At 71.4% G+C, this 25,929-nt stretch carries 18 protein-coding genes and 1 riboswitch; of the genes, 7 read left to right on the top strand and 11 right to left on the bottom strand.

What is annotated here, in order from left to right:
• Positions 1 to 50 precede the first annotated feature (50 nt).
• The 3 genes from HH310_RS30275 (at position 51) to HH310_RS30265 (ending at position 5,284) form a co-directional block, all read left to right on the top strand.
• On the top strand, positions 51 to 512 hold the full coding sequence (locus tag HH310_RS30275) for a hypothetical protein (protein ID WP_169179109.1): 462 nt from the start codon (positions 51 to 53) through the stop codon (positions 510 to 512).
• Between the two features lie 182 nt (positions 513 to 694).
• Positions 695 to 1,519 (top strand): SAM-dependent methyltransferase, encoded by an 825-nt coding sequence (locus tag HH310_RS30270; protein ID WP_169179108.1) that lies wholly within the window; start codon positions 695 to 697, stop codon positions 1,517 to 1,519.
• Between the two features lie 570 nt (positions 1,520 to 2,089).
• Entirely contained in the window at positions 2,090 to 5,284 is a 3,195-nt protein-coding gene (locus HH310_RS30265) for a DEAD/DEAH box helicase (protein ID WP_169179107.1), read from the top strand.
• Between the two features lie 7 nt (positions 5,285 to 5,291).
• Here HH310_RS30265 and HH310_RS45565 read toward each other — a convergent pair whose 3' ends face one another.
• The 7 genes from HH310_RS45565 to HH310_RS30230 all read right to left on the bottom strand — a co-directional run bounded on the left by HH310_RS45565 (position 5,292) and on the right by HH310_RS30230 (position 13,610).
• Positions 5,292 to 6,719 (bottom strand): plasmid pRiA4b ORF-3 family protein, encoded by a 1,428-nt coding sequence (locus tag HH310_RS45565; protein WP_211192787.1) that lies wholly within the window; start codon positions 6,717 to 6,719, stop codon positions 5,292 to 5,294.
• A 117-nt stretch (positions 6,720 to 6,836) separates the two neighbouring features.
• A complete protein-coding gene (locus HH310_RS30255; protein ID WP_169179105.1) occupies positions 6,837 to 8,192 on the bottom strand; it encodes a cobyrinate a,c-diamide synthase in 1,356 nt (451 codons plus the stop codon).
• Complete coding sequence (cobO, locus tag HH310_RS30250) at positions 8,186 to 8,785, bottom strand: cob(I)yrinic acid a,c-diamide adenosyltransferase (protein ID WP_169179104.1); 600 nt, start codon at positions 8,783 to 8,785, stop codon at positions 8,186 to 8,188. Before cobO ends, HH310_RS30255 begins: the two co-directional genes overlap by 7 nt.
• 1 nt (position 8,786) lies before the next feature.
• Positions 8,787 to 10,916 carry a VWA domain-containing protein gene (locus tag HH310_RS30245; protein ID WP_169179103.1) on the bottom strand — a complete coding sequence of 710 codons (2,130 nt, stop codon included), beginning with the start codon at positions 10,914 to 10,916 and terminating at the stop codon, positions 8,787 to 8,789.
• Positions 10,917 to 10,969: 53 nt separating this feature from the next.
• Positions 10,970 to 11,093: riboswitch (cobalamin riboswitch) on the bottom strand.
• Between the two features lie 83 nt (positions 11,094 to 11,176).
• Complete coding sequence (locus tag HH310_RS30240; RefSeq protein ID WP_169179102.1) at positions 11,177 to 12,739, bottom strand: gluconokinase; 1,563 nt, start codon at positions 12,737 to 12,739, stop codon at positions 11,177 to 11,179.
• Positions 12,740 to 12,749: 10 nt separating this feature from the next.
• Positions 12,750 to 13,256, bottom strand: coding sequence for an SRPBCC family protein (locus HH310_RS30235; RefSeq protein ID WP_169179101.1), 507 nt, complete (start codon positions 13,254 to 13,256; stop codon positions 12,750 to 12,752).
• Between the two features lie 42 nt (positions 13,257 to 13,298).
• The gene (locus HH310_RS30230; RefSeq protein WP_169179100.1) at positions 13,299 to 13,610 is read right to left on the bottom strand and encodes a metalloregulator ArsR/SmtB family transcription factor; all 312 of its coding nucleotides are present in this window, start codon (positions 13,608 to 13,610) and stop codon (positions 13,299 to 13,301) included.
• 57 nt (positions 13,611 to 13,667) lie between these two features.
• Between HH310_RS30230 and HH310_RS30225 the strand changes: the two genes are divergently transcribed.
• Together HH310_RS30225 and HH310_RS30220 are read left to right on the top strand one after the other, a co-directional pair.
• Positions 13,668 to 14,915, top strand: a complete 1,248-nt coding sequence (locus HH310_RS30225) for a glycosyltransferase (RefSeq protein WP_312034412.1) — start codon at positions 13,668 to 13,670, stop codon at positions 14,913 to 14,915.
• 2,052 nt (positions 14,916 to 16,967) lie between these two features.
• Positions 16,968 to 17,327 carry a cupin domain-containing protein gene (locus tag HH310_RS30220; RefSeq protein WP_169179098.1) on the top strand — a complete coding sequence of 120 codons (360 nt, stop codon included), beginning with the start codon at positions 16,968 to 16,970 and terminating at the stop codon, positions 17,325 to 17,327.
• Positions 17,328 to 17,401: 74 nt separating this feature from the next.
• On the opposite strand, the gene HH310_RS30215 is transcribed toward HH310_RS30220, so the two are convergent.
• Complete coding sequence (locus HH310_RS30215) at positions 17,402 to 18,685, bottom strand: citrate synthase (protein WP_169179097.1); 1,284 nt, start codon at positions 18,683 to 18,685, stop codon at positions 17,402 to 17,404.
• Between the two features lie 164 nt (positions 18,686 to 18,849).
• On the opposite strand from HH310_RS30215, the gene HH310_RS30210 reads away from it, so the two are divergent.
• Together HH310_RS30210 and HH310_RS30205 are read left to right on the top strand one after the other, a co-directional pair.
• On the top strand, positions 18,850 to 19,677 hold the full coding sequence (locus HH310_RS30210; protein WP_169179096.1) for a universal stress protein: 828 nt from the start codon (positions 18,850 to 18,852) through the stop codon (positions 19,675 to 19,677).
• Positions 19,678 to 19,885: 208 nt separating this feature from the next.
• A complete protein-coding gene (locus HH310_RS30205; RefSeq protein ID WP_169179095.1) occupies positions 19,886 to 20,656 on the top strand; it encodes an exodeoxyribonuclease III in 771 nt (256 codons plus the stop codon).
• Between the two features lie 60 nt (positions 20,657 to 20,716).
• On the opposite strand, the gene HH310_RS30200 is transcribed toward HH310_RS30205, so the two are convergent.
• From HH310_RS30200 to hrpA, 3 genes are all read right to left on the bottom strand, one after another.
• The gene (locus HH310_RS30200; protein WP_169179094.1) at positions 20,717 to 21,451 is read right to left on the bottom strand and encodes a laminin G domain-containing protein; all 735 of its coding nucleotides are present in this window, start codon (positions 21,449 to 21,451) and stop codon (positions 20,717 to 20,719) included.
• A gap of 69 nt (positions 21,452 to 21,520) precedes the next feature.
• Positions 21,521 to 21,910 (bottom strand): DUF6401 family natural product biosynthesis protein, encoded by a 390-nt coding sequence (locus HH310_RS30195; RefSeq protein WP_169179093.1) that lies wholly within the window; start codon positions 21,908 to 21,910, stop codon positions 21,521 to 21,523.
• 75 nt (positions 21,911 to 21,985) lie between these two features.
• On the bottom strand, positions 21,986 to 25,888 hold the full coding sequence (hrpA, locus tag HH310_RS30190) for an ATP-dependent RNA helicase HrpA (RefSeq protein ID WP_169179092.1): 3,903 nt from the start codon (positions 25,886 to 25,888) through the stop codon (positions 21,986 to 21,988).
• Positions 25,889 to 25,929: the final 41 nt, after the last annotated feature.

Below are 25,929 nucleotides of genomic sequence, written 5' to 3'. Positions count from 1 at the left end.
GCATCGCGCACGGTGTCTACCGAGTACGCGGCGGCGGCGAGCCTGATCACGTGGACCTGCGTGCCGCCTGGCTGCAACTCGAGCCAGGGGTCCCGGCCTGGGAGCGCACCACCGCTACCGGAGTCGTGTCACATCGTTCCGCGGCGGAGCTCTACAGGATCGGGCATCTCCCCGTGGATGCGCACGAGTTCACGCTCCCGTCCCGGAAGCAGACGCGGCGACACGATGTGCGACTTCATCGAGGCCCTGTCGACCACGACATCGTCACCTTGCGGGGCCTCCCCGTCACCCGGCCGAGCAGGATCGCGGCGGATCTGCTGGCGGATCGAGCGGATCTGGGTGCGATCGCCCAAGTGATCGCCGATGCCCTGCGGCCCGGCTTCGACGATCCCGGATCGATCTCCTCGGCGATCGCACCCCACGCCGCGGCAAACGGATTGCGGCGCGGCGACGGGATCGGTCTGCTTCGCTGGCTGCCCGAGCTGTCCGGAGATGGCGACGGCCGTTCCTGAACCCGCTCCTGGACGGGTCGGCGACGGGTGTCTGGCAACCGGGGCGACTGGCATGGTCGCGGCCGAGGCGACTGTGATCCACGTCTGTTCTGTGGTGGGTGGGGCGCCGCTACGATGGTGCCGATCATCGTCGCCCGCCTGGCCGGTCGGGTCGGCGTGGGGGCGGTGGATGGAGGTCTGCGGTGCCTGGAACCGAGCAGGAGTCGATCGCGTCGCGGCTGGATACCACGGTGGCGCACGCCGCCCGTCGCTACGACTACTGGCTCGGCGGCAAGGACAACTTCGCCGCCGACCGCGAGTCGGGGGACGCGGTCGCGGCGGCCTTCCCCACCATTCGGCTCGCGGTGCGGGAAAACCGGAGCTTCCTGCGGCGCGCGGTGCGGTTCCTGGCCGAAGAGGCCAGCATCCGCCAGTTCCTGGACGTCGGCACCGGCCTGCCCACCGCGAACAACACGCACCAGGTCGCGCAGGCCATCGCCCCGGGGTCGCGCATCGCGTACGTCGACAACGATCCGATGGTGCTGGTGCACGCGCGGGCACTGCTCACCAGTACGCCGGAGGGCGCCACCACCTACGTCGACGCCGACCTGCGCGAGCCGGCGAAAATCCTCGGTGACCCAGAACTGCGGCAGACGCTGGACTTCGAGCAGCCGGTGGCGTTGATGCTGGTGGCGGTCATGCATTTCATCCTGGACGAGGACGACCCGTACGCGGTCGTGGGCGAGCTGGTCGAAGCGCTGCCGCCGGGCAGTTACCTGGCGGTGGCGCAAGCCACCTACGACCCGCTCCCGCCGGCGACGGTCGCCGCGCTGGAGGCCGCCAACGCCCGCGGCAACCCGAAGTCGCGGCCGCGCAGCCGGGCCGAGTTCGCGCGGTTCTTCGACGGGCTCGAGCTCGTGACGCCGGGCATCGTCTCGGTCGCCGAGTGGCGGGCCGAGGACGAGCCGCAGCCACGGCCGAGCTTCGAGGACATCTCCGGGTACGCCGCCGTCGCACGCGTCCCCTAGGCGAGTAAGCCCTAAGCCGAGTCGGTGGCCACAGCGAATCAGTGCCCGTAGGCGATCAGCAATCTGATCGCCGTCCGTCCGCCAGCCGCCGCCAGCCTCCTCTCGCATATCCGACATTTCCCGAAATTTCCAGGATGGGCTGAGCCGTCAGACAGGCGGGCTCGGCGCGCAGCCGCGCGGTGCTTCCATTCCGTGAGACGGGCGACCGCCTGCTGAGACCCGCGCCCGCATCATGGACCCACCGCCCGCGTGTGAGACCAGCGTCCATTGTAGAGAATACCTTTGTCACGTAACGAGGCTTTCGCCCGGCACATTTTTCCGGCCGAATGTGAACCTTGGAGAGTTATGGCTCGTATGTGGGCGCAACTCTCCAAGGTTCACAAAAATCCATGATGTGACCGCGGTGTCCACATAGCGGGACGCCCGGCGGCGAACGGATCACCACAGCGCCTACCTCCGTCATGGGGGCAATGGCTGACCGTAGCGCCGTCACCGCGGCGGGTGGTCCATGCCTGTACCACTCGGGGCGCCGGGTACCTTTGGGCGCTCACGAAGTCACGGGGGTGCCGGGTGGATCTGACCGAGGACGAGGCGGCCATCCGCGCGGCCGTCGGCGACGGGACGTTTCGGCAGGCCCGGGCCGCGGTGGCGCGTCAGGAACTGACCGACATCCAGTGGAGCGCGCCCGCCCGGATCGGGTATGCGGCGGTGCGGTCCGGCGGGTCATCCGCACGGGTGACGGCGTCGGTCGTGGTCGGGGCCGACGGGGCGGTGAAAAGCGTGCACGGCGTGTGCTCGTGCCGTCACTCGCCTCGCTGCGCGCATCCCACCGCCCTGGTGCTGACCGCGTTGGCCGGCCACTCGCCCCGGTCCGCGTCGTGGGAGTCCTCGCTGGAGGCACTGGTCGACGCTCCGGACGAGGCGCCCGTCGCAGCGGATCTGGCGCTGCAGTTCGACGTCGAGTCCGCGGAGGACGGCGGCGCCCCGCGGATCGGGCTGCGTCCGGTCGTGCCGGGTAAGCGGGGCTGGGTCCGCACCGGGGTGACGTGGGGCTCGCTGCAGTATGTGTACCGGCCGTCGTCGCGCCGCGCGGAGCGTCACGTGGGTCTGCTGACCGAGCTGTACTCGCTGGCCGACGCCGACCACACGCACGGCTACACCTACTACGGAGCGGACCTGCGCGTCCTCTACCTCGATCAGTTCGGCAGCCGGCGGGTGTGGGACGTGCTGGCCGAGGCGCGCGACACCGGCCTCCCGATGGTGCGGGCCGGCAAGACCGCGAGCCCGGTCACGGTGCTCACCCAGCCGGTGCGTTTCTCGGTACGCGTCGACCGGGTCGACGCCGGTCTGCGGCTGCGTCCGGTGCTCGCCCACGGCGACGAGGTGATCGACCCGGCCACGTCCATCGCGCTGGGACGTCCGGCGCACGGCGTCGCCTGGTGGGCGGACGAGGCCGGTTTGCGGCTCGCGCCGACGGCACGGCCGATCAGCGTGGCGACGATGGAGGCGCTGTCGGCGCCGGCCATCGTGGTTCCGGAGGCGGACGAGTCACGGTTCCTGCGCACGTATTATCCGGGCCTCGCGCGCCGGGGCGAGGTCGTGTCGCTCGACGAGGCGGCCGCGCTGCCGGGCCTCGCGCCGGCGACCCTGACGCTGACCGCCCGGTTCCTGCGCGACAACCGGATGTCGCTGACCTGGGAGTGGGTCACGCGCATCGGTGCGGAGACACTGCGCGAGCCGCTGCACGCGGGCCACGACGACGACCGGGCCGCCTTGCTGCGCCGGGCGACGGAGCTGGTGGCCGCACCGGCGTACGGGATGATCGAGACTTTTCCCGATGGGCGCAGGCTGCTGGCGAGCGTGGTGCTCGGCGGCGACGCCATGCTGCGGGTGGTGCGTGAGGTGTTCCCGGCGCTCGACGAGGCGGACGGCCTGGACGTGCTGGTCCGGACCGAGGACGGCGTCCCCGGATACGTCGAGGAGCCGGCCGCCCCGGTCGTCTCGTTCGCGAGCGAGGACGAGGCGACTCCCGGCGCCCATCCGGACTGGTTCGACCTGGCCGTACGCGTGTCCGTCGGTGGTGAGGCGGTCGCGTTCGAGGGTTTGTTCATCGCGCTGGCGGCCGGCCAGGAGTTCATGATCTTGCCGAGTGGCCGGTACTTCAAGCTCGACCAGCCCGAGTTCCGCAAGCTGCACGAGCTGATCGCCGAATCCCGCGAACTGCAGGACGCGCCACCCGGAGTGCTGCGGGTGGGCCGCTTCCAGGCCGGCGTGTGGGGGGATCTGTCCGAGGTCGGGGAGGTGGCCGGGCAGGCCGCGGCGTGGCAGGAATCCGTTCGTGCGCTGGGTGCGACCAGCACGGACGATCCGCCGAGCGGGCTGGCCGCCACGTTGCGGTCCTATCAGCTGCACGGTTTCCGGTGGCTGGCGACGCTCTATCAGCACCGTCTCGGCGGTGTGCTGGCCGACGACATGGGGCTGGGCAAGACGATCCAGACCCTCGCGCTGATGTGCCACGCCCGCGCCGGCGAGCCTTTCCTGGTGGTGGCGCCGGCCAGCGTGGTCGCCAACTGGGCCCACGAGGCCGCGCGTTTCGCTCCGGAGCTCGCCGTCCGCACGGTCGTTCAGACGGCGGCCCGGCGCCCCGAGTCGCTGGCGAGCGTGGTCGGCGGCGCGCAGGTGGTGGTGACCTCGTACACGCTGTTCCGGCTCGAGTACGACGCGTACGCGGCGCTGCCGTGGGCCGGGCTGATCCTGGACGAGGCGCAGTTCGCCAAGAACGTCCAGTCGCAGAACTATCGGTGCGCGAAGCAGTTGCCCGTCGCGTTCAAGCTGGCCATCACCGGTACGCCGATGGAGAACAACCTGTCCGAGCTCTGGGCGTTGCTGTCCATCACCGCGCCCGGTCTGCTGCCGCGGCTCGACCGCTTCACCGACTACTACCGCAAGCCGATCGAGCGGGAACGCGACAAGGAGCGGCTCGCTCAGTTGCGCCGCCGGATCCGGCCGCTGATGCTGCGCCGCCGTAAGACCGAGGTGGCCCGGGAGCTGCCGGCCAAGCAGGAACAGATCGTCGAACTGCCGCTCAACCCGAAGCACCGCCGGATCTACCAGACGTATCTGCAGCGGGAACGGCAGAAGGTGCTCGGCCTGCTCGGCGACCTCCAGCGGAACCGGTTCGAGATCTTCCGGTCGCTGACGCTGCTGCGCCAGGCCAGCCTCGACGTCGCCCTGATCGACCCGGAGCACGAGGGTGTCGCCTCGACCAAACTGGACGCCCTGGTCGAGCGGGTCACCGACGTGGTCGCCGAAGGCCACCGGATCCTGGTGTTCAGCCAGTTCACCCGGTTCCTGTCGGCAGCCCGGCAGCGGCTGGAGAGCACCGGTATCGAGTGCGCCTATCTGGACGGCAAGACCAGGAACCGCGCCCAGGTCATCGACGGCTTCAAGGCCGGCGGCGCCCCGGTCTTCCTGGTCAGCCTCAAGTCCGGCGGGTTCGGGCTGAACCTCACCGAGGCCGACTACTGCGTGCTGCTGGATCCGTGGTGGAATCCCGCGACGGAGGCGCAGGCCGTGGACCGGGTCCACCGCATCGGGCAGACCCGCAAGGTCATGGTCTACCGGTTCGTCGCCAAGGACACCATCGAGGAAAAGGTGATGGCCCTGCAGGCGCGGAAGGCGGAGCTGTTCGGCAGCGTGCTCGACGGCGGCGACTTCGCCTCCGCCGAGCTGACCGCCGCCGACATCCGGAGCCTTCTCGAATAGCCGCCGGTCAGCGCATTGCGGTGAGCAGCCGGGTCACGGCGGCGGCGTCGAACTCGTCAGGCCGGAACTCGTCTGCGGATTCCAGGTCGAGCCATTCCAGCCGTTCGTCGTGGTCGGGATGGTCCGGGTCGGCCAGGATCTCCAGGATCTCGGTGTACGCCCAGATGCCGCCGCAGTCGTCCGGCGGGGCGGCACGCCGGCCCCCGGTGCAGCGCGGATACGCCACGGCCTGCCGGTCGAGCAGCTTCTCCACCCGGATGTCGTGGTCCCAGTCGTCGCCGAAGTCGTAGAGATACTGGATCCGGTCGCCGGCGGCGGGGGCGACCTGCTCCAGCGTCACCGGCGCTTCGGCGAGGTGTTCCAGCTCCGGGTCGGCAACCCCGAAGCTCCCGTACGGGGTTTCGAAGACGTGCAGGTGGCCGCCGTTCCAGCCGAAAGCCACCTGGATGACGAGGTGCAGATCGGCGAGCCCGATGTCGCCGGGCACCTCCAGCCGCCGCCAGATCGGGGGTTTCGCCCCGCGCAGACCGACCTTGATCTGGTAGATCGGGGCCGGCCCGCCGGACTTCCTACGCTTGGCCGGCAAGGTCGTCGACGACCGGCGCTGCGACGGCATCGGGATCGGTGCGGTGGCAACCGGCCGGCCATCGCCGTGCGGGGCTGGTGGCCGCGGCGGTTCCGGGAGGATCGCCATCCGGGCGCGCAGCACCACCGCCAGCGTGGGATAGCCGGGGCCGTCCTCGTCGCCGGCGTCCAGCTCGGGCGGGCCTTCCCGATCGTGGACGGCGCGGGCGTCGAGAGCACGCTCGACCTGCCACCGGAATTCGCCGGGGTCGAGGTCGTCGGCGGACAGGGTCACCCCGGACCGGCGGGCGTCGTCCTGGATCATGCCGGTGACCTCGTCCAGCAGCTCACCCGGGAACGTGATGATGTCCGCGGCCGCGTCACAGTCGGTGTGGTCGACATGCACGATGAAGCCGTGCGAGTGGCCGGACCGCTCGAAGACGCACAGCAGCATCGACGCTTCGCCGTCCAGGTCGCCGTAGCGCCGGCTCACCGTGAGCCGCATCGGGCGCGCCATCGCGGCCTGCCATGCCGGCGCGGTGACCCCCGCGCCGGTCAGCGAACGTGCGGCGTCCGAGGCGCCCTGACCGGGGTGGACCGCGTCGATCGCCAGCAGCAGGGCCAGTGACTCCGGGGTGGCCGCCGCCGCCAGCGCCGGAATGATGCCGCCGGTCAGCTCCTCGCGGAACGACGCCTCGCCGGCCAGCTCACCCGCGGCGATCACGGTCGCCCCGAAGAGTTCCACGTCCAGCGGGTCCTCGAGGGCGACCAGGTCGGCGGCGCTGTCCAGCAGATCGTCGAGGAACTCCTCCGCGTCCAGCGGCATGCCGGAACACGCCGGGCAGTCGCACTCGTCGGGCGGCGTCGTCACCGCACGCAGGACGCGTTGACCGGATTGGCGGGATTTCGCTTTCTTCCGTCCACGGCTCACAGGGCTCACCGGACGATCCTCCCCCATCCCGGCGGCGGCGATGACCGGGCCCCCCGGTCAACCGGCCGCGGCCGCTACCAGCCGCTCCGCGAAACCCCGGTGCCCCGCCCAGTGCAGATGCAGGTAGGACGCGTGCAGCGACGGCGTCGCGAAGCCCTCCGGGTCGGCTCCCCGCCACGCCCACGCGGCACCCCCGGCGGGCGACAACAGGACACCCGATCGTGGATGGACGGTCGTGCGGTGAAACTCGTGGCCGGTCACCCGCGTGCCCGCCGGCGCCAACGGGCTGTCACTGAGCGCCACCGCGTCGCGGTAACCCAGCGTCAACGTCGGGGTCATCGCGGCCTCGGCGTCCAGGATGCCGCACATCGGGGCGTCGTCCAGCGAACGGCACAGCCACAGCAGGCCCGCGCACTCGGCGACGATCGGGCCCCCGGACGCGCCCAGCGACGACACCGACTTGCGCAGTGACTCGTTGGCGGACAGCTCCGAGGCGTACACCTCGGGGAAACCGCCACCCACCACCAAGGCCCGCGTGCCGGCCGGCAGGGCCTCGTCGCGCAGCGGGTCGACGATCACGACCTCGGCGCCCGCGCCGGACAGGAGCTCAGGGGTCTCGGCGTACGAGAAGGAGAAAGCGGGACCACCGGCGAGCGCGACCACCGGACGGCCCGCCACCGGCGACGCGGCCGCCGGATCCCACGCGTCCGCGTAGAGCGGCGCCGCGGACCGGGCGATCGCCGCCACCTCATCGAGATCGACCGACGCGGCGACCAGCGCGGCCAGCGCGTTCACCGATTCCTGGGCCTCGGCGGCGCGTTCGGCGGCGGGCACCAGACCGAGGTGCCGCGACGGGGCGGCGACCGCGTCGGCCCGGCGCAACGCGCCCAGCACCGGGGTGCCGACCTCCTCGCACGCCTCGCGCAGGATCGCCTCGTGCCGGTCCGAGCCGACCCGGTTGAGGATCACGCCGGCCATCCGCACGTTGCCGAAGCTGCGGAACCCGTGCACCAGCGCGGCGATCGACCGGCCCTGGGCGGCGGCGTCCACCACCAGGATCACCGGGGCCTCCAGCAGGCGCGCGACCTGCGCCGTCGAACCCGTCTCACCGGCGCCGGTGCGGCCGTCGTACAGGCCCATCACGCCCTCGATGATCGCGATCTCGGCGCCGGCCGACCCGTGCGCGAACAGCGGCGCGATCAGCTCCTCGCCGACCAGCACCGGGTCGAGGTTGCGGCCGGGGCGCCCGGCGGCCAGCGCGTGGTAGCCGGGGTCGATGTAGTCGGGGCCGACCTTGAACGGCGCGACCGGCACCCCCCGCTTCGCGAAGGCCGCGAGCAGGCCGGTCGCCACGGTGGTCTTGCCGTGTCCGGAGGCGGGTGCGGCGATCACGACGCGCGGCACGGTCACCATTCGATGCCCTGCTGTCCCTTGCGGCCGGCGTCCATCGGGTGCTTCACCTTCGTCATCTCGGTGACCAGGTCGGCGGCCTCGAGCAGCCCCGGCGCCGCGTCCCGGCCGGTGATCACGACGTGCTGCGTGCCGGGCCGTCCGGCGAGCGTGGCGACGACGTCGTCCACGGAGACCCAGCCCCACTTCATCGGGTACGTGAATTCGTCGAGCACCAGGAATTTGTACGTCTCGGCGGCCAGATCGCGTTTGATCTGCGCCCAGCCCTCGGCGGCCTCGGCGGCGTGATCGCGTTCGGTGCCCGGCCGCTGGATCCAGGACCAGCCCTCACCCATCTTGTGCCAGGTCACCGGCGCTCCCCCGGACCGGCCCAGCGTCTTGAGCGCGGTCTCCTCGCCGACCTTCCACTTCTCCGACTTCACGAACTGGAACACGCCGATCGGCCAGCCCGCGCTCCAGGCCCGCAGCGCCATCCCGAACGCGGCGGTCGACTTGCCCTTGCCCGCTCCGGTGTGGACGGCGAGCACGGCCTGGCGGCGGCGCTGCCGGGTGGTGAGCCCGTCCTGCGGCACGGTGGTGACTTTGCCCTGCGGCATTTCAGGCGGCCCTCCGGACTTCGAGCTGGTCGAGTGGCATGAGATCGGCGTCGAGCGCGGTGGCGAGCCGCCCGGCCAGCCCGAGACGGATCGGCCCGGACTCGCAGTCGACGACCACGGTGGAGACGCCGGCCAGCGCGGGCGCGACCTGGACCGGGTCCGGCCCGCTGGTGGCCCGCCCGTCCGTGACGATCACCAGCAGCGGACGCCGGCGCGGATCACGGCGCCGCTCGGTGGCGATGGTCGCGGCCGCGGTGCGCAAGCCGGCCGCCAACGGTGTCCGCCCTCCCGTGCGCAACGCCGCCAGCCGCAGCACCCCGACCTCGTGGCTGGACGTCGGCGGCAGCACCTGCTCGGCGTCATGCCCCCGGAACGTGATCATCCCGACCCGGTCCCGCCGCTGGTAGGCGTCCCGGAGAAGCGACAACACGGCGGTCTTGACGATGGTCATGCGCTTGCGGGCGGCCATCGAACCGGACGCGTCGACGACGAAGAGCACCAGGTTGGCCTCGCGTCCGACGTGGACGGACTCGCGCAGGTCCCGCGGCTCGACGACACTCCCGCCGCGGGGTGTGCCTCGGTGCAGGGCGGCGCGCAGGGTGGCGGGCAAGTGGGGTGCGCCGGTCAGCTTGCCGTGCGGGACGCGCGAGCCGACGACCCGGCCGCGCCGGGAAAAGGCGGGCGAGCGGCGGCCTGAGTGCCCACCCTCACCCCGGCGGGCAATCGATAAGGTCCGGGTCCGGTACGCCTGTCCGGCCGCGACCGCGGGAGCGCCGGCGCGCGGGTCGCCGCCGTCCCGTCGTTCCGCGCCGTCGCCGTTGGTGGCTGTGTCGCCGTCGCCGGTCGCGCCGGATGCCGAGCGCTCCGCCTCGCCGGACATTTCCGATTTATCGCGTAAGTCGCTGCGGCCGGACGCGGTGCCGGGCGCCATGGAGCGCTGGGGCGACTTGCCTCCATCCGACCTTTCCGAAAAATCGGAAATGTCGGATGGGTGGGAGCTGCCGTCCGAACCCGAGCCGTCCGCGCCCGCGCGATCCGAGCCCGCGCCATCCGGCCCCGCGCCATCCGGCCCTGAATCCGGCCCGCCACCGCCCGGCGGGTCATCGTCCGGATCGTCCCCGGCCTCCGCCTCGGCAAGCGCGTCCTCCAGCTTCTGCTCATCCGTACCCGGCGGGTCCAGCGGATCCTTCCGGCGCCGATGCGGCAGCGCCAGCCGGGCCGCGTCCCGCACGTCCTGCCCGGTCACGGTCTCCCGGCCGGACCAGGCCGCCAGCGCCACCGCGCACCGGGCCACCACGATGTCCGCGCGGAGACCGTCCACCCCGTACGCGAGACACACCCGGGCGATCCGGTCGAGCATCCGGTCCGGCAGCGCCACCCGGGGCAGCACCCGCCGTGCCGTCACGATCCGCTGCGCGAGCTCCCCCTCGTCGTTCGCGAAGCGGGCCGCGAAGGCGGACGGGTCCGCCTCGTACGCGAGCCGCCGCCGGACCACCTCGGCCCGGTCCTTCGCCTGTCGTGGCGCCGCCACCGTCACGACCAGGCCGAACCGGTCGACGAGCTGCGGCCGCGGCTCGCCCTCCTCCGGGTTCATCGTGCCCACCAGCAGGAACCGGGCCGCGTGCTTGACCGACACCCCGTCACGTTCGACGTGCGCGCGGCCCATCGCGGCCGCGTCCAGCAGCAGGTCGACCAGGTGGTCCGGAAGCAGGTTCACCTCGTCGACGTAGAGCACGCCCCGGTGGGCCGCCGCCAGCAGCCCCGGCTCGTACGCCTTCACCCCGTCGGCAAGCGCACGCTGAATGTCCAGCGTGCCCACGACGCGATCCTCGGTGGCCCCGACCGGCAGCTCCACCAGCGCCGACGGCCGGCGCACCGCCGGGGAGTCGGGGGCGTGCGGGCCGTCCGGGCAGTCCGGGTCGGGCGCCGCCGGATCGCAGGCGAAACGGCACCCCCGCACCACGGCGACGTCCGGCAGCAGCCCGGCCAGCGCGCGCACCACCGTGCTCTTGGCGGTGCCCTTCTCACCCCGGACCAGCACCCCGCCGACGTGGGGTGAGACGGCGGTGAGCAGCAACGCGAGGCGCAGGTCGTCAAGCCCGACCACGGCGGAGAACGGGTACGGCGTCACGGAGTTCCCTTCTGCGGGTGTCCACGCCCGCACGACGGTGGCACGAGCGGCCGGAGTCTCCTGACTCCCGGATCGATGCGGCCCGTCCGCCTTCCGGCCAGACGCGCCGTGGCATGCGGGACGGGTCGCTCCCCGGTCACAGTGGCGGGACCGTCCCGGACTCGCACCGGGTTCCTCCGCGACCGCTCGCCGGTCATGCTTTCTCACCGGCGTGCCCGCCGTCAACGCGGGCAACGTCACCGCCGCTCGTCAAGATCGTGTTATGAGGCGGCCTTTTCTGTGCTAGGCAGCGGCGGCGGCGCCAACCGGTCCAGCTCCTTGACGGTTTCCATCATGGCGAGCGCCGACTTCTCCACGAGCGGCCGCAGCCGGGCGTACAGGGCGGCGTCGGACGGGTCCGGCATCCTCGCCGCACCCACGCCCACCAGCGACGCGGCCTCGTCCAGGTCGCTCAGGTCGCCGAGCGCGTGCCACCCCAGCAGGCACGCCCCCAGCGCGGTCCCTTCCGGCGTATCCGCGACCCCGACCGGCAAGTTCAGCGCCGACGCCAGCACGCTCACCCACAGGTCCGACGCGGCCGCTCCCCCGGTCGCCCGCACCTCGGTGACCTCGTGCCCCTCGGCCGCGAACGAGTCCCGCACCAGGGCGAGCTGCTGGCAAACCCCTTCGATCGCCGCCCGTACGAGGTGAGCCCGCCCATGTTCGCGCCGCAGCCCCAGATACGCCCCGCGCAGCCCGGGCCGCCACCAGGGCGCGCGTTCGCCGAGCAGATAGGGCAGGCAGAGCAGCCCGTCGCTGCCGGCCGGTGCGTCCTGCGCCTCGAGGACCAGGGCGGCGTCCCGCTCGTCCGCGTCCTCGCCCTCGGCGCCGGGCCGCTCGAACCCGCCCGCGAACGCCTGCCCGGCCCAGCGCACCACCGAGCCCGCGTTGTTGATCGCGCCGCCGATGGCCCAGCGGTCCTCGGTGAGCGCGTAGCAGAACAGCCGCCCGGCCGCGTCGGTGGCGGGCCGGTCGACGATGGTGCGCAGCGCGCCGCTGGTACCGAGGGAGATAGCCACGACCCCGGCGGGAACGGCGCCGACACCGAGGTTGGCCAGCGGCCCGTCGGCGGCCCCGATGATCAGCGGAGTGTCCGCCGGCAGCCCGGCCGCGGCGGCGACCGCCGGACGCAGGCGTAACCGCTCGACCGTGGGCACGACGGAGGCAAGCTGCGACTCCTTCACCCCGGCGATCGAGAGCGCTTCCGGGTCCCAGCGGCGCTCGTGCAGGTCGTAGAGCCCCGTCCCGGAGGCGAGCGACAGGTCCACCACGTACGGGCCGTCGGCCAGCGCCGCGAGCACCAGCTCCTTGACCCCGGCCCAGCGCGGCGTCTCGTCGAGCACGTGCGGGTCGTGCGCCTTCCACCACGCGAGCTTGGCCAGCGGCGACATGGGGTGCACAGGCGTACCGGAGCGGGCTTGAAGTTTGTGTCCGAGGCCCGCCGCCACGATCTGCTCGGCCTGCTCGGCGGCCCGGCCGTCGGCCCAGGTCACCACCGGACCCAGCGGGCGGCCGTCGGCGTCCATCGGGAGCAGCGCGTGCAGGAAGGCGCTGAGGCTGACGGCGACCACCCGGTCACCGTCGGCCCTGCAGGCAGCGGCGACATCGGTCAGCGCCTTGACCGCGGCGTCCTGGATGTGGACCGGGTCGAGCTCGGCGCGACCGGGACCGGGCACCGACAACGGGTAGTGCACGCTGACGCGCGCCCGCAGCCGCCCGTCGAGACCGGCGGCGACGCCCTTGGTGGCGGTGGTTCCGGTGTCGATCCCGATCACGACGTCCATGCGGACGACCCTATCGGCCGAACTTCTCCGCGTAGCCGTCGCGCAGCCGCTCGAACCCGTACGCCATGGCGTCCGACCCGCGGATCACGCCGACCGGGTCACCGTCGAGCAGGCGCGCGAGCACCGCCACGCAGATGTGCCAGCCGGCCGCGACCATCGCCTCCATCCCCCGGGTGGCGAGTGTGTGCCGCAGGATCAGCCGGGTGCCGGCTTCGGAGGGTTCCAGCGTCCAGCGCAGCCGGTCGTCGCCCCACGTGTATTCCAGCAGCGTGGGCGGGTCGGCGACCAGCACCCTGGCGGGCATGTCCATCATGGTGTCGCCGTCGATCATGGTGAGCGTGGTGTCGCCGGGCTTGGCCAGGTCGGCCGCCGCCCGGAACGGCGCCCACTGGTCGAGCTCGGCCGGATCGGTGAGCGCCTGCCAGACGACGTCGGGGGCGTGTCGCAACTCGCGTACGAAAACGAGGGTCCAATCCTCGAGGGTCGCGTCGCCGACGGGCCCGGGGTCGAAGCTCACGGGATCATCTCCTTCGCATCGAGATTCGGTCCGGGGCGAAGTTCATCCGGCTTCCCCCTTCGCATCCAGGTGTCGCTCCAGCGCGGCGAGGTGCTGCGTCCACAACCGCCGGTAGGGCGCCAGCCACGCGTCCAGCTCGCGGAACGACGCCGGCTCCAACCGGTAGATCCGCCGCTGGGCACGGATCTCCACGGACACCACGCCGGCCTCGCGCAGCACCCGCAGGTGCTTGGACACCGCGGGCTGGCTCATCCCCACGATCGCGACCAGGTCGGACACGCTGCACTCGCGGGCCCGCAGCGCGTCGGTTATCCGGCGGCGGGTCGGTTCGGCGAGGGCGGTGAGCGCGTCCATGCCCGCAGAATGCCACCTCAGTTATATAACCGTCAAGGCATGTGGAACACTTGTCCGGTGCGGGTTCTGATCGTCACCTCCGGTTCGACCGGCGACGTGGCGCCATATCTGGGCATCGCCGTACGCCTCCAGTCCGCCGGCCACGACGTCACGCTCGCCACGCATGCGCCGTTCCGGTCGCTGGTCACCGGGGCCGGGGTGCCGTTCCGGCCGATTCCGGGTGACATGCGCGCGGTGCTGCCCCAGGCGCGCGGGCAGGACGGGCGCGGCTCGGGCACGGATCCGCGCGCGCTGCTCAAGCTGATGTCGCTGGCCCGGCCGCTGATCCGGTCGATGGCGGACGGCATCGCCGCGGTCGTCGAGTCGGTGCGCCCGGACGCGCTGCTGCTGTCCACGCTCGTCGCGCCGCTCGGTTATCAGCTCGCCGAGGCGTACCGGATCAAGGCCGCCGGTCTGTTCCCGCAGCCGCTGTATCCGACGCGCGAGTTCGGGTCGGTGCTGGTCGGGGGCCGGTCGTTCGGGCCGTGGGGCAACCTGGCCTTCGGCCATCTCGTCGACTCGCTGGCGCAGACGATGTACACCCGGGCGATTCGGTCGCTGCGTGCGTCACTCGCGCTTCCCGACATCCGCTTACGTACGCTTGAACGCGCCCAGTTATCGCTTTACCCCACTTTTTACGGATTTAGCCGGGCAGTTGTGCCGCGGCCGGCCGATTGGCCCGCGCAGCTCCGCATCAGCGGCTACTGGTGGCCGGCCCGCCCCCGCGACTGGCAGCCCCCCGCCGAGCTGGTCGACTTCCTGGCCGCCGGCCCGCCGCCCGTCCACATCGGATTCGGCAGCATGGCCCCCGGCCACGGCTCCCGGCTGACCGCGATAGTCATGGACGCGGTCCACCGCACGGGCGTCCGCGCGATCCTGCAGTCCGGCTGGTCGGGCCTGGCCACCGGGCCGACCGACGACGTCCTGAGCATCGGCGACGTCCCGCACGACTGGCTGTTCCCGCAGGTGTCCGCCGTCGTCCACCACGCCGGCGCCGGCACGACCGCCGCGGCGCTGCGGGCCGGCGTCCCGGCGGTCCCGGTGCCGGTCCTGGCCGACCAGCCGTTCTGGGCGCGCCGCGTGCACCACTTGGGCGCCGCCGCCCGCCCGATCCCGATGCCCGCGCTGACCGGCGAGCGCTTGGCCGACGCCCTCCTCGATGTCCGCGACAACCCGCACCGCGCCGCCCGGGCACAGGCCCTGTCCGCCCAGCTCACCGCCGAGGACGCCACCGCCGACCTGCTGGCTTGGCTCACCGCCACCTGACCCCGGCACCGCCCGCGCACAGGCCTGTCCGCCCAGCTCACCGCCGAGGACGCCACCGCCGACCTGCTGGCTTGGCTCACCGCCACCTGACCCCGGCACCGCCCGCGCACAGGCCTGTCCGCCCAGCCCACCGCCGAGGACGCCACCGCCGACCGCTGGCTTGGCTCACCACCCCCTGACCCCGGCACCGCCCGCGCCCAGGCACCATCCGAGCGCCCGCGCCACGCAAAGCCCGCACGCTCCGCGCCGACGCCACTCCCGCACGCCCCACACCCATGCAACACCCGCACGCCCCACACCGATGCAACGCCCGCACCGGCCCGCCCACGCAACACCCGCACACACGCAACGCCCGCGCCCACCCGACACCCGCACGCCCCCGCAGCCACGCAACACGCGCACGGCCTGAGCCCACGCAACACCCACACTTTGTGGTGACCGCGAACTCCCGGCCTGGCGCCGCTTGGTCGCCAAGGTCGCATAGGAGCACGCCGTCCGACATCGCAATAAATACACACCAGGACACTCGGCTTCCCCGGTCGCGGGCGCCTATGCCTACGCAACGCCCGCACTGCCCGCACGGCCCGCGCCCTAAGCAACGCCCGCACGGGCCGAGCCCACCCGACACACGCGCCCCACACCCGCGCGACACCCGCACGCCCCACACCCACCCGACACCCGCGCGCGCCACACCCACGCAACACCCGCACGCCCCACACCCACCCGACACCCGCGCGCGCCACACCCACGCAACACCCGCACGCCCCACACCCACGCAACACCGGCACGGCCCGCGCCCCCGCAACACCCGCACGCAGCGGTGACTGCGAGCTCCCAGGCCGGCGCCGCTTGGCTGCCGGGGAGCAGGCCGACACCGCAACTGCACACCAAGACACTCGGCTTCCCCGGTCGCGGGAACCCACACCCGCCGCCGGTACCGCCCACCGGGTCCGCACCCACTCTGCGCACTTCGTCGCTCGCGCCGATTCAGTGGCGGATTTGGTGCGGGACCCCGAGAGCCGGCAAACCGGGCAGCCCTCTGGGGCATTCGAGCCGGGCCGCCTTCCGTCACCGGCGCGCGCGCCCGCAACACCCACGATGTGGGACGAGCGTCCGTTGTGTGGGACCAGTGACCACATCGTGGCGGCGAGTCCAGCATGCGGGATCGGCGTCTACTATGGATAGTCTTTTCTCCCGTCATGCGGCTTTTGTTCGACGGGATTTCCCTGTCCGGCGTGGACCTTGGAGAGTTATGGCTCGTATGTGGGCGTAACTCTCCAAGGTCGCCGCAAAGCCCAGAATGTGAGCCGCGAAGACCACATTGTGGTATCGCGAGCGCACTGCCACCGCAGAGGCGCCGATATCCGTAGTGGTGCGGCGCTGGCGGTGGCGTTGCTCGGTGGCAGTGCCCGTGGCGCTGGCGGTGGCCGGTGGCCGGTGGCAGTGCCCGTGGCGGTGGCCGTGGCAGATGGCGGTAGCCGTGGCGCTGGCGGTGGCCGTGGCCGTGGCCGTGGCACTGGCAGTAGCCGCGGCGCTGGCAGTAGCCGCGGCACTGGCAGTAGCCGCGGCACTGGCAGTGCCCGTGGCGCTGGCAGTGGCCGTGGCGCTGGCAGTGGCCGTGGCGCTGGCAGTGGCCGTGGCCGTGGCAATGGCGCTGGCAGTGGCCGTGGCGGTGGCCGTGGCAGATGGCGCTGGCAGTGGCCGTGGCGGTGGCCGTGGCAGATGGCGCTGGCAGTGGCCGTGGCGGTGGCCGTGGTGGTGTCAATGGCGGTGGCGCTGGCCGGTGGCGGTGGCGGTGGCAGTGGCGGTGGCGGTGGCCGTGGACCTACCGGGGGTATTCGGCGGGCACGAGTCCGGTCACCTCGCCGCCGGGACGCCTCGCAGTCGCACCGGTTCGGGCAAAATGCGCCAACGCCACGAGGTAGTGACAATCCCGGCCCTACCCGATCGGGACGCCCTCGAGCAAACAGGCGGCAGGGATCACTCCTCAGGGCCGCCCGGCAGAAGCGCATCCGAGCTGGGCCCTCGAACGGGTGTCTCTAGACTGCGCGCATGTCGTCCCTCGATGCGCCCACCCCGGAGAACCCGGTCACCCGCGACGTTCGGCTGGATGTGCGGCTGCCGGCCGTCAAGGCTGTCGCGCGCGTGCAGGCTCGCGAGATCCGCATGCTCGCCGGCCGCGTGGCGGGGCTGCACCGGCACAACGGGCCGGTCTTCGGGACCATCGTCGCAGGGGCCGCGATCTATCAGGTCGACGGGGAGGCGGAGACCCTGCTGCGGGCGGGGGACGCCTTCTACGAACCGGAAGGCGCGCGCATCTCGCGCCTCGACGCCACCGATGAAGGGGTCACGTTCGCCGCCTTCTTCCTGGTCGGGGACGACCAGGAGCCGGGCGAGCTGGAGTTCCTCTGACGAACGAAGGACGAACGAAGGACGAACGAAGTACGCCCCGCCTGAGCAGACGGGGCGTACCGGGAAAATGATGGTCAGCGCTTGGCGATCTCGATGAAGTCGCGGGACGCCTCGCCGGTGTAGAGCTGGCGGGGGCGGCCGATCTTCGTCGCCGGGTCGTTCATCATCTCGGTCCACTGGGCGATCCAGCCGGGCAGGCGGCCGAGCGCGAACAGGACCGTGAACATCTTGGTCGGGAAGCCCATCGCCTTGTAGATCAGGCCGGTGTAGAAGTCCACGTTCGGGTAGAGCTTGCGCGAGACGAAGTAGTCGTCGCTGAGCGCGATCTCCTCGAGCTGGAACGCGAGCTCCAGCAGCGGGTCCGGCTTGTCCAGGGTGTTGAGCATCTGGAGGGCGGCCTTCTTCACGATGGCGGCGCGCGGGTCGTAATTCTTGTAGACCCGGTGGCCGAAGCCCATCAGCTTGACGCCCTTCTCCTTGTTCTTCACTCGCGTGACGAAGGAGTTGACGTCGCCGCCGTCCTTGCGGATCTGCTCGAGCATCTCCAGCACGGCCGCGTTGGCGCCGCCGTGCAGCGGGCCGGACAGCGCGTTCACCCCCGCGGAGACGGACGCGAACAGGTTGGCCTGCGCCGATCCCACCAGGCGGACGGTGGACGTGGAACAGTTCTGCTCGTGGTCCGCGTGCAGGACGAAGAGCATGTCCAGGATCTTGGCGACCTTGGGGTCCACGTCGTACTGCAGAGTGGGCAGCCCGAACGTCATACGCAGGAAGTTGTCGACGTAGTCGAGGCTGTTGTCCGGGTACGGCAGGGGGTGCCCGATGGACCTCTTGTACGCGTACGCGGCGATCGTCGGAAGCTTCGCCATCAGCCGGATCCCCGAGATCTCGACCTGTTCGGGGTCGAGTGGATCAAGCGCGTCCTGATAGAACGTCGACAGCGCGGTGACGGCCGAGGAGAGCACCGCCATGGGGTGAGCGTCGCGCGGGAAGCCGGAGAAGAAGGTGCGCATCTCCTCCTGCAGGAGCGTGTGCACCCGGATCTTGTCGGCGAAGTCCTTGAGCTGCGTCGGCGTCGGCAACTCGTCGTGCATCAGCAGATAGGAAACCTCGAGGAAAGAGGCTTTCTCGGCCAGCTGCTCGATCGGGTATCCCCGGTACCGCAGAATGCCGGCGTCGCCGTCGATGTAGGTGATCGACGACGTGGTCGAAGCGGTGTTGACGAACCCCTGGTCGAGAGTGACGAAGCCGGTCTCCTTGAGGAGGGCGCTCACGTCGATGCCACCCGGGCCCTCGACCGCCTCCCGTACCGGCATCGACAGCTGACCGCCAGGATGCTCGAGCTTGACATCCGTCATGTATTTCCCTCACTTCACCGGCAGATGTCCCACAAATTTTGACGTTTACCGTAAACCCTCAACCTGAATGGGTCATCAGGTGGCCTTCTGCTGAGGGATTGATCACCACGAGTGGCGTCCCGGCGTAGATAATGGTTGGCAGACAGCAGCGGAGGTGCAAGCCAATGCGGAACCCTGTTGTGGTCGGAGTGACCGGCACACCGGCCGGCCTCGCGGCCGTGCGATTGGCCGCACGCGAGGCGGTCTCGCGTGCGTGTCAGCTCCGAGTCGTGCACGCTTTCACCTGGCCCAGCCCGGCCGCCGATCTCGACTACGAAACCACCCGGCGGGCCGCCTCGCGGGCCGTCGAGGAGGCGGTCGCCACCGCCAAGCGTTCCACACCGCGGGTGCGGGTGTCGGGTCAACTCGTCGACGGGCCCGCCGACCGGGTGCTGGTGCGGCTCAGCCGCGGCGCCGCCCTGGTCGTGCTGGGCGACGACGACCTGGCCACCACGCCGTGGCTGCCCACCTCGTCGGTGCTGGTGCAGACGGTGGCGCGGGCGTGGTGCCCGGTGCTGGTCGCGCGCGGCCCGCGCCCGCAGAAGGGGCCGGTGCTGGTGGCGGTCGACGGCTCGGCCTGCTCGATGCTGGCGCTGCGGGTGGCGGCTGCGGAGGGCCGCCGGCGCAAGGTGCCGGTCGAGGTGGTCTATGTGTGCGGCGAGCCGGGCGGCGACAAGCTGCTGGCCGACGCGGTCGCCGACGTGCCGGAGCTGCGCCGCCCGGTCACGCGGGTGCTCAGCGGCCTGCCCGGCCCCACGCTGGTGCGGGCCTCCGGCTTCGCGCGGCTGATCGTGCTGGGCCCGCGCGGCACCCGCGACGCCGGGCTGCTCGGCTCGGTGGCCCGTGAGGTGCTGCATCGCGGCGCGAGCCCGACGGTGTTCGTGCACGGCAGTGTGATACCGGCGCAACGCACCGGTTCGCCGGAAAACGCGGCGCTGACCAACGCATACTGACAAACCCGGCACCAAGGCTGGCGCCGGGGGCTTTGCTCGGGCATAGTTCCCACCGCCGGTACTCGGGGGTAACCGGGATCACCTTTCCGGTCTCTGAGAAACGCTGGGAGACGACATGGCAACACTGGTCGCCGTCCTTCTCATGCTCACCATCGGGCTCGGCCTGGCGTTGATGGCGGCAACCAAACGTTTGTAGCAGGCTGGGCGGATGCGGTTCGCTACCTGGAACGTCAACTCCGTCAAGGCCCGTCTGCCGCGCCTGCTCGACTGGCTCGACTCCACCAAGCCCGACGTCGTATGCCTTCAGGAGACGAAGGTGGCCGCCGACGGCTTCCCGTCCGCCGAGGTGGGCGATCTTGGGTACGCCGTGGAGGCGTACGGGCAAGGGCGGTGGAACGGGGTTGCTCTTCTCTCCCGCGTCGGGCTCGACGATGTGCGCCGCGGTTTCGCCGGGGAGCCCGGCTACCCGGATCCCGAGGCACGGGCGGTCAGCGCGCTCAGCGGCGGGATCCGGTTCATGTCGGTATATATCCCCAATGGCCGTACGCCCGAGGATCCGCACTACCAGTACAAACTCGCCTGGCTCGCAGCCTTGCGCACGGCGCTGGTCGCGGACGTCGCACAAGGCCCGACCGTGGTGGCCGGTGACTTCAACGTGGCGCCGACCGACGACGACGTGTGGGATCCGGCGGTCTTCATCGGCGCGACGCACGTGACTCCCCCGGAGCGCCAGGCCCTCGCCGACATCCGCGCGGTGGGCCTGCGTGACGTGGTCGGACGGCCGATGAAGGGCGACCGCCCGTTCACCTATTGGGATTACCGCGCCGGGATGTTCCATCAGAACAAAGGCATGCGGATCGATCTCGTGTACGCCACCCCGGACGTCGCCGCGCGCGTCACGGACGCGGTGGTGGACCGCGAGGCGCGTAAGGGAAAGGGCCCGTCCGACCACGCGCCGATCGTGGTGGACATCGACTGACCCACCACAATGGCCCGGCACCGCTCCCGGTGCCGGGCCTGTTCGCGTCCGCCGGTGGGGTCAGCCCAGTTCGGCGTACACGTCGTCGAGCTGGCCGTGGTACATGTCGCTGTGCGTGTTGAAGTTCGGGCCGCCGACGCGCAGCGGCAGGCTGTTGCTGATCGAGAGCGACGCCGGGATCGTGGCGGCGCCGCGCTGCACGTTGTCGACCCAGACCGAGAGGCTGGTGCCGTTGCGCTGGCAGACCACCTTGTGCCAGGCGCCGTCGGCCACCGTCTGCGACGACCGCACCACGTAGGAGCCGGTCGTGCCCGTCCCGGCCACGATGCACTGGGCCCGGCCGTTGGTGGCGCCGATCTGCAGTTTCCACTGGCTGCCGCCGGTGGACACGCCCTTCTGCAGCACGTTGGAGGAGCCGGCGAGCTGTGCCTTGGTCACCGCCACCCGGGCCGACCAGCGGAACACCCGGGTGCCGGGGTTGAGGTCGGCGTCGTCGGGGGCTTCGAGCAGGCCGCGCGGGCAGGCGTCGGCGCCGCTGCGGCAGGCGGCCGGGAACGCGACGGTGCCGCCGGAGAAGCGGATGACGCCCTGGTCGGCCGAGCGGACGGTCAGGGCGGGGGCGCGGCCGGACAGGTCGGCGACGCGCCCGTTCACGGCGCCGGCGTCGAAGGTGTAGCGGGCCACGAGCGCCGCGGGCGGCACGGTGTCGGTGCCGGCGGCGGGCGCCGCGGACGCGGGCGCCGCCGGCAGGACGAATGCGGTGAGGGCGGCGAGCGCCCCCAGACTGATCTTCATAGGGAAAAGGTCCCGGAAAGACCGAAAAATTCCAAAAAGGCGATTCGGCGTTTCGGCTTGATTCCCCCGTCAGAACAGGGCGGACTCCTCGGCGATCGCGCACACCGCGAGCAGGCGGATCGAGTGGAAGTCGGCGGCGCGCCACGCGGCGGCCGTGACCGGGGCCTGGCCCGGCGCGGGCACGGTGCTGCCGGCGCGGCGGGCGGCGAAGACGATCGAGCGGGCGTAACCGGCCAGGGCGTCGGCGCAGATCTCGCGGCCGGCCGCGAGCAGGGCCTCCCGGACCGCTGCCGCGTGCTGGTCGACCAGGGCCAGCAGCGCCGGGTCGGTCAGCGCCGCGACCAGGCCGTCGACGCCGACCCGCGCCATCATCTCGTCCAGCACGGCGGTCGCCGGGTCCGACGGGACGGCGATCGGGGTGGCGGAAATCGGGGCGAAGGCGAGGAATTCGTTCGTCATGGCGAAGACGCTAGGGCCTGCGCCGACGCCACGACAGAGGGGTAACCGAACGGCACCCGAGGGCCAACCCGACCGCTACATCGGCAACTGGTCCATCGCCTTGTAGATGCGTTTGTCCGAAACCGGATAGGCCGTGCCCAGCGCCTGGGCGAAGAAGTTGATCCGCAACTCCTCGATCATCCAGCGGATCTCGGACAGCCCCGGATCGGCCGGCCCGCCCGCGGGGGCCTCCGCGCGCAGCTCCCGGTACTCGGACTCGATCTCGTGGATCTGGGCGGTGAGCTGCCGGTCGCGGGCCAGGTTGCCGCCCAGGCGGTCCAGCCGGTGCACGATGCCGCGCAGGTAGCGGGGCAGGTGGTGCAGGTGCCGCCAGCCGGTCTCGGTCACGAAACCGGGGTGCACCAGGCCCTTGAGCTGCTGCCGGATGTCGGCCAGCGCGCTCAGCAGCCCGGGGTCGCGCAGGTTGCGCAGCCGCTGCTCGACGTCGTACGTGTCGGCCAGCACCGCCTGCACCTGGGTGACCACGGAGGCGACCGCGTCGACGAGGTCCTGCCGCACGGTGTCCCGCAGCGAGGCGAACTCGATCGACGACCACACCGGGCCGCCGGCGTCCGCCACCAGCTTGTCCACCGCGGCGCCGGCGCAGTCGTCCAGCAGCTCGGCGACCGATTTGTACGGGTTCGCCCGAGAAAGCTCCAGCTTGGCCCGATTGTCCAGGCGGCCCTGCAGGTACTTGGCCGCGGGCGGCAGGGTCAGCAGCAACAGCTTGCGGGTGCCCGCGACCATCGCCACGCGCTGCGAGGGCTCGTCCTCGAAGACCCGGATCGCCACCGACGAGCCCTCGTCGACCAGCGCCGGGTAGACGTTCACCTCGTAGCCGCCGCGGACCTGCGCCACCCGCCGCGGCAGCACGCCGAAGTCGTTGACGGTGATCCCGCGGCGCTCGATGTCGCCGGCCGCCGCCGAGATGGTCTGCTGGACCTTCGGCGCCAGCCGCCGGCGCAGCTCCTCGAGGTCACGGCCCTCGGCGACCGCCTCGCCGGCCTCGGAGAGGACGCGGAAGTTCATCCGCAGGTGGGACGGCACCTCCTCGGGATGCCAGGCGTCGCGGGGCACCACCGTGCCGGTGAGCCGCCGCAGTTCGTTGCCGACCGCGTCCGGCAACGAGCCCTGCCGCGCGGGGATCCGGTCCAGCACCGCGTCGGCCCAGTCCGGGACCGGCACGAAGTTCGTCCGCAGCGCCTTCGGCAGGGCCCGGATCAGCGCGATCACCACGTCGCGGCGCATGCCCGGCACGGACCACACGAAGTCGGCCGGGTCCAGCTTGTTCAGCAGGGTCAGCGGCACCTCCACGGTGACGCCGTCGGCCTGCGAGTTCGGCTCGAACGCGTACGTGAGGGGCAGCCGGACGCCGGCGGCCAGCCAGGCGTCCGGGAACGCGTTCGGGTCGACGGTGTCGCGTCCCGCGTTGACCAGCATTTCCCGGGTGAACGTCAAAAGATCGGGATTTTCCCGGCGGGCCTTCTTCCACCACGCGTCGAAGTGCCGCACCGAGACCACGTCGGCCGGGATCCGCGCGTCGTACAGCGAGAACACCGTCTCGTCGTCGACCGCGATGTCGCGCCGGCGCGCCCGGTTCTCGGTCTCCTCGATGCGTTCCAGCAGCCGCCGGTTCTCGTCGTAGAACTTGTGGTGGGTGTCCCAGTCGCCCTCGACCAGCGCGTGCCGGATGAACAGCTCACGGCTCAGCACCGGGTCGATCCGGGAATATCCGACACGGCGCCGGGGCACGATCGGCAACCCGTAGAGAGTCACTTTCTCGTACGCCATGACGGCGCCCTGCTTCTTCTCCCAGTGCGGTTCGCTGTACGACCGTTTGACCAGGTGCGGTGCGAGATTCTCGGCCCACTCGGGTTCGATGCGGGCGTTGACGCGCCCCCACAGCCGGCTGGTCTCGACGAGCTCCGCGGACATCACCCAGCGCGGCTGCTTCTTGAACAGCGCCGAGCCCGGGAAGATCGCGAACTTGGCGCCGCGCGCGCCCAGATATTCGCGCTTGTCGGTGTCCTTGAGCCCGATGTGCGAGAGCAGTCCGGACAGCAGTGCGGTGTGGACGTTCTGACCCGGGGACAGGTCCTCACGATCCTCATTCAACGACAGATTGAGCGTACGGGCTACCTGTCGCAGTTGTGCGTAGATGTCCTGCCACTCCCGTACCCGCAGGTAGTTCAGGAATTCGGCGCGGCACAGCCGGCGGAACTGGTTGCCGGACAGCTCCTGCTGACGTTCGCGCAGGTAGCGCCACAGGTTCAGGTAGCTGAAGAAGTCCGATTCCTTGTCGGTGAACCGGGCGTGCTTCTCGTCGGCCTGCTGCTGTTTCTCGTTCGGACGCTCGCGCGGGTCCTGGATGGACAGTGCCGCGGCGATCACCATGACCTCGGCGACGCACTCCTGCTTGTCCGCCTCGATGACCATGCGGGCCAGCCGCGGGTCGACCGGGAGCTGGGCGAGCTGGCGGCCCAGCGGGGTGAGCCGCCGCGCGTCCAGGGCGCCGAGCTCCTCCAGCAGTTTCACGCCGTCGTTGATGTTGCGCGGGTCCGGCGGGTCGATGAACGGGAACTTCGCGAGGTCGCCCAGCCCCAGGTTGGTCATCTGCAGGATGACGCTGGCGAGGTTGGTGCGCAGGATCTCGGGCTCGGTGTACTCGGGGCGGGACGCGAAGTCCTCCTCCGAGTACAGCCGGATGCAGATGCCGTCCGCGGTCCGGCCGCTGCGGCCCTTGCGCTGGTTGGCGCTGGCCTGCGAGATCGGCTCGATGGGCAGCCGCTGCACCTTGAGGCGGCTGGAGTAGCGGCTGATCCGCGCGGTACCCGGGTCGATCACATAGTGGATGCCGGGGACGGTCAGCGAGGTCTCGGCGACGTTCGTGGCGAGCACGACCCGGCGCTGACTGTGCCGTTCGAAGACCTTGTGCTGCTCGGCCGCGGAGAGCCGGCCGTACAGGGGAACGATCTCGGTGTTGCGCAGGTTGCGTTTGCCCAGCGCGTCGGCCGTGTCGCGGATCTCCCGCTCGCCGGAGAGGAAGACCAGGACGTCGCCGTCACCGTCGCGGCCCAGTTCGTCGACCGCGTCCGCGATGCCGTCGACCTGGTCCATCGGCTCCTCGGTGTCGTCCTCGGTGGTCTGCACCAGCGGGCGATAGCGCACCTCGACCGGATAGGTCCGGCCGGACACCTCGATCACCGGAGCAGGCTTTCCGGAAATATCCGAAAAATGAGTCGCAAACCGCGCGGTCTCGATCGTCGCCGACGTGATGATCACTTTCAGGTCGGGCCGCTTCGGCAGCAGCTCGCGCAGATAGCCCAGGATGAAGTCGATGTTCAGGCTGCGCTCGTGCGCCTCGTCGATGATCAGCGTGTCGTAGCGGCGCAGCGACCGGTCCGTCTGGATCTCGGCCAGCAGGATGCCGTCGGTCATCACCTTGACCATGGTGTCGTCGCTGACCTGGTCGGTGAAGCGCACCTTGTACCCGACCGTCGAGCCCAGCGGCCGGTCCAGCTCCTCGGCGATGCGCTCGGCCACCGTGCGGGCCGCGATCCGCCGCGGTTGCGTGTGCCCGATCTGGCCGCGCACCCCGCGGCCCAGCTCCAGGCAGATCTTCGGCAGCTGGGTGGTCTTGCCGGAGCCGGTCTCGCCGGCCACCACCACGACCTGGTGGTCGCGGATGGCGGCGGCGATGTCGTCCTTGCGCTGACTGACCGGCAGCGACGCCGGGTACGTGATCGTGGGTAGGCCGGCCAGCCGGGCCGCCAGGCGCTCGGCGGCCCGGTCGACCTCGGTGGCTATCTCGGCGAGCACCGCCTCGCGGGCGGCGTCGTCACGGATTCTGCGGATGCCTTCGAGGCGGCGCTGGAGCCTTCGCTCGTCGCGAGGGAGCAACTCGGCGATCCGGCCGCGCAGTTCTGCACTTACTGACATGTCCCGGCAAGGATAGGTCACAACGTGCAGCGACCGCCTCG

Origin of the sequence: Actinoplanes sp. TBRC 11911, from assembly GCF_012933445.1 — a bacterium.
GTDB lineage: Bacteria > Actinomycetota > Actinomycetes > Mycobacteriales > Micromonosporaceae > Actinoplanes.
Note: the sequence above shows the minus strand (reverse complement) of the source record. Positions and strands in the feature narration are given on the sequence as shown.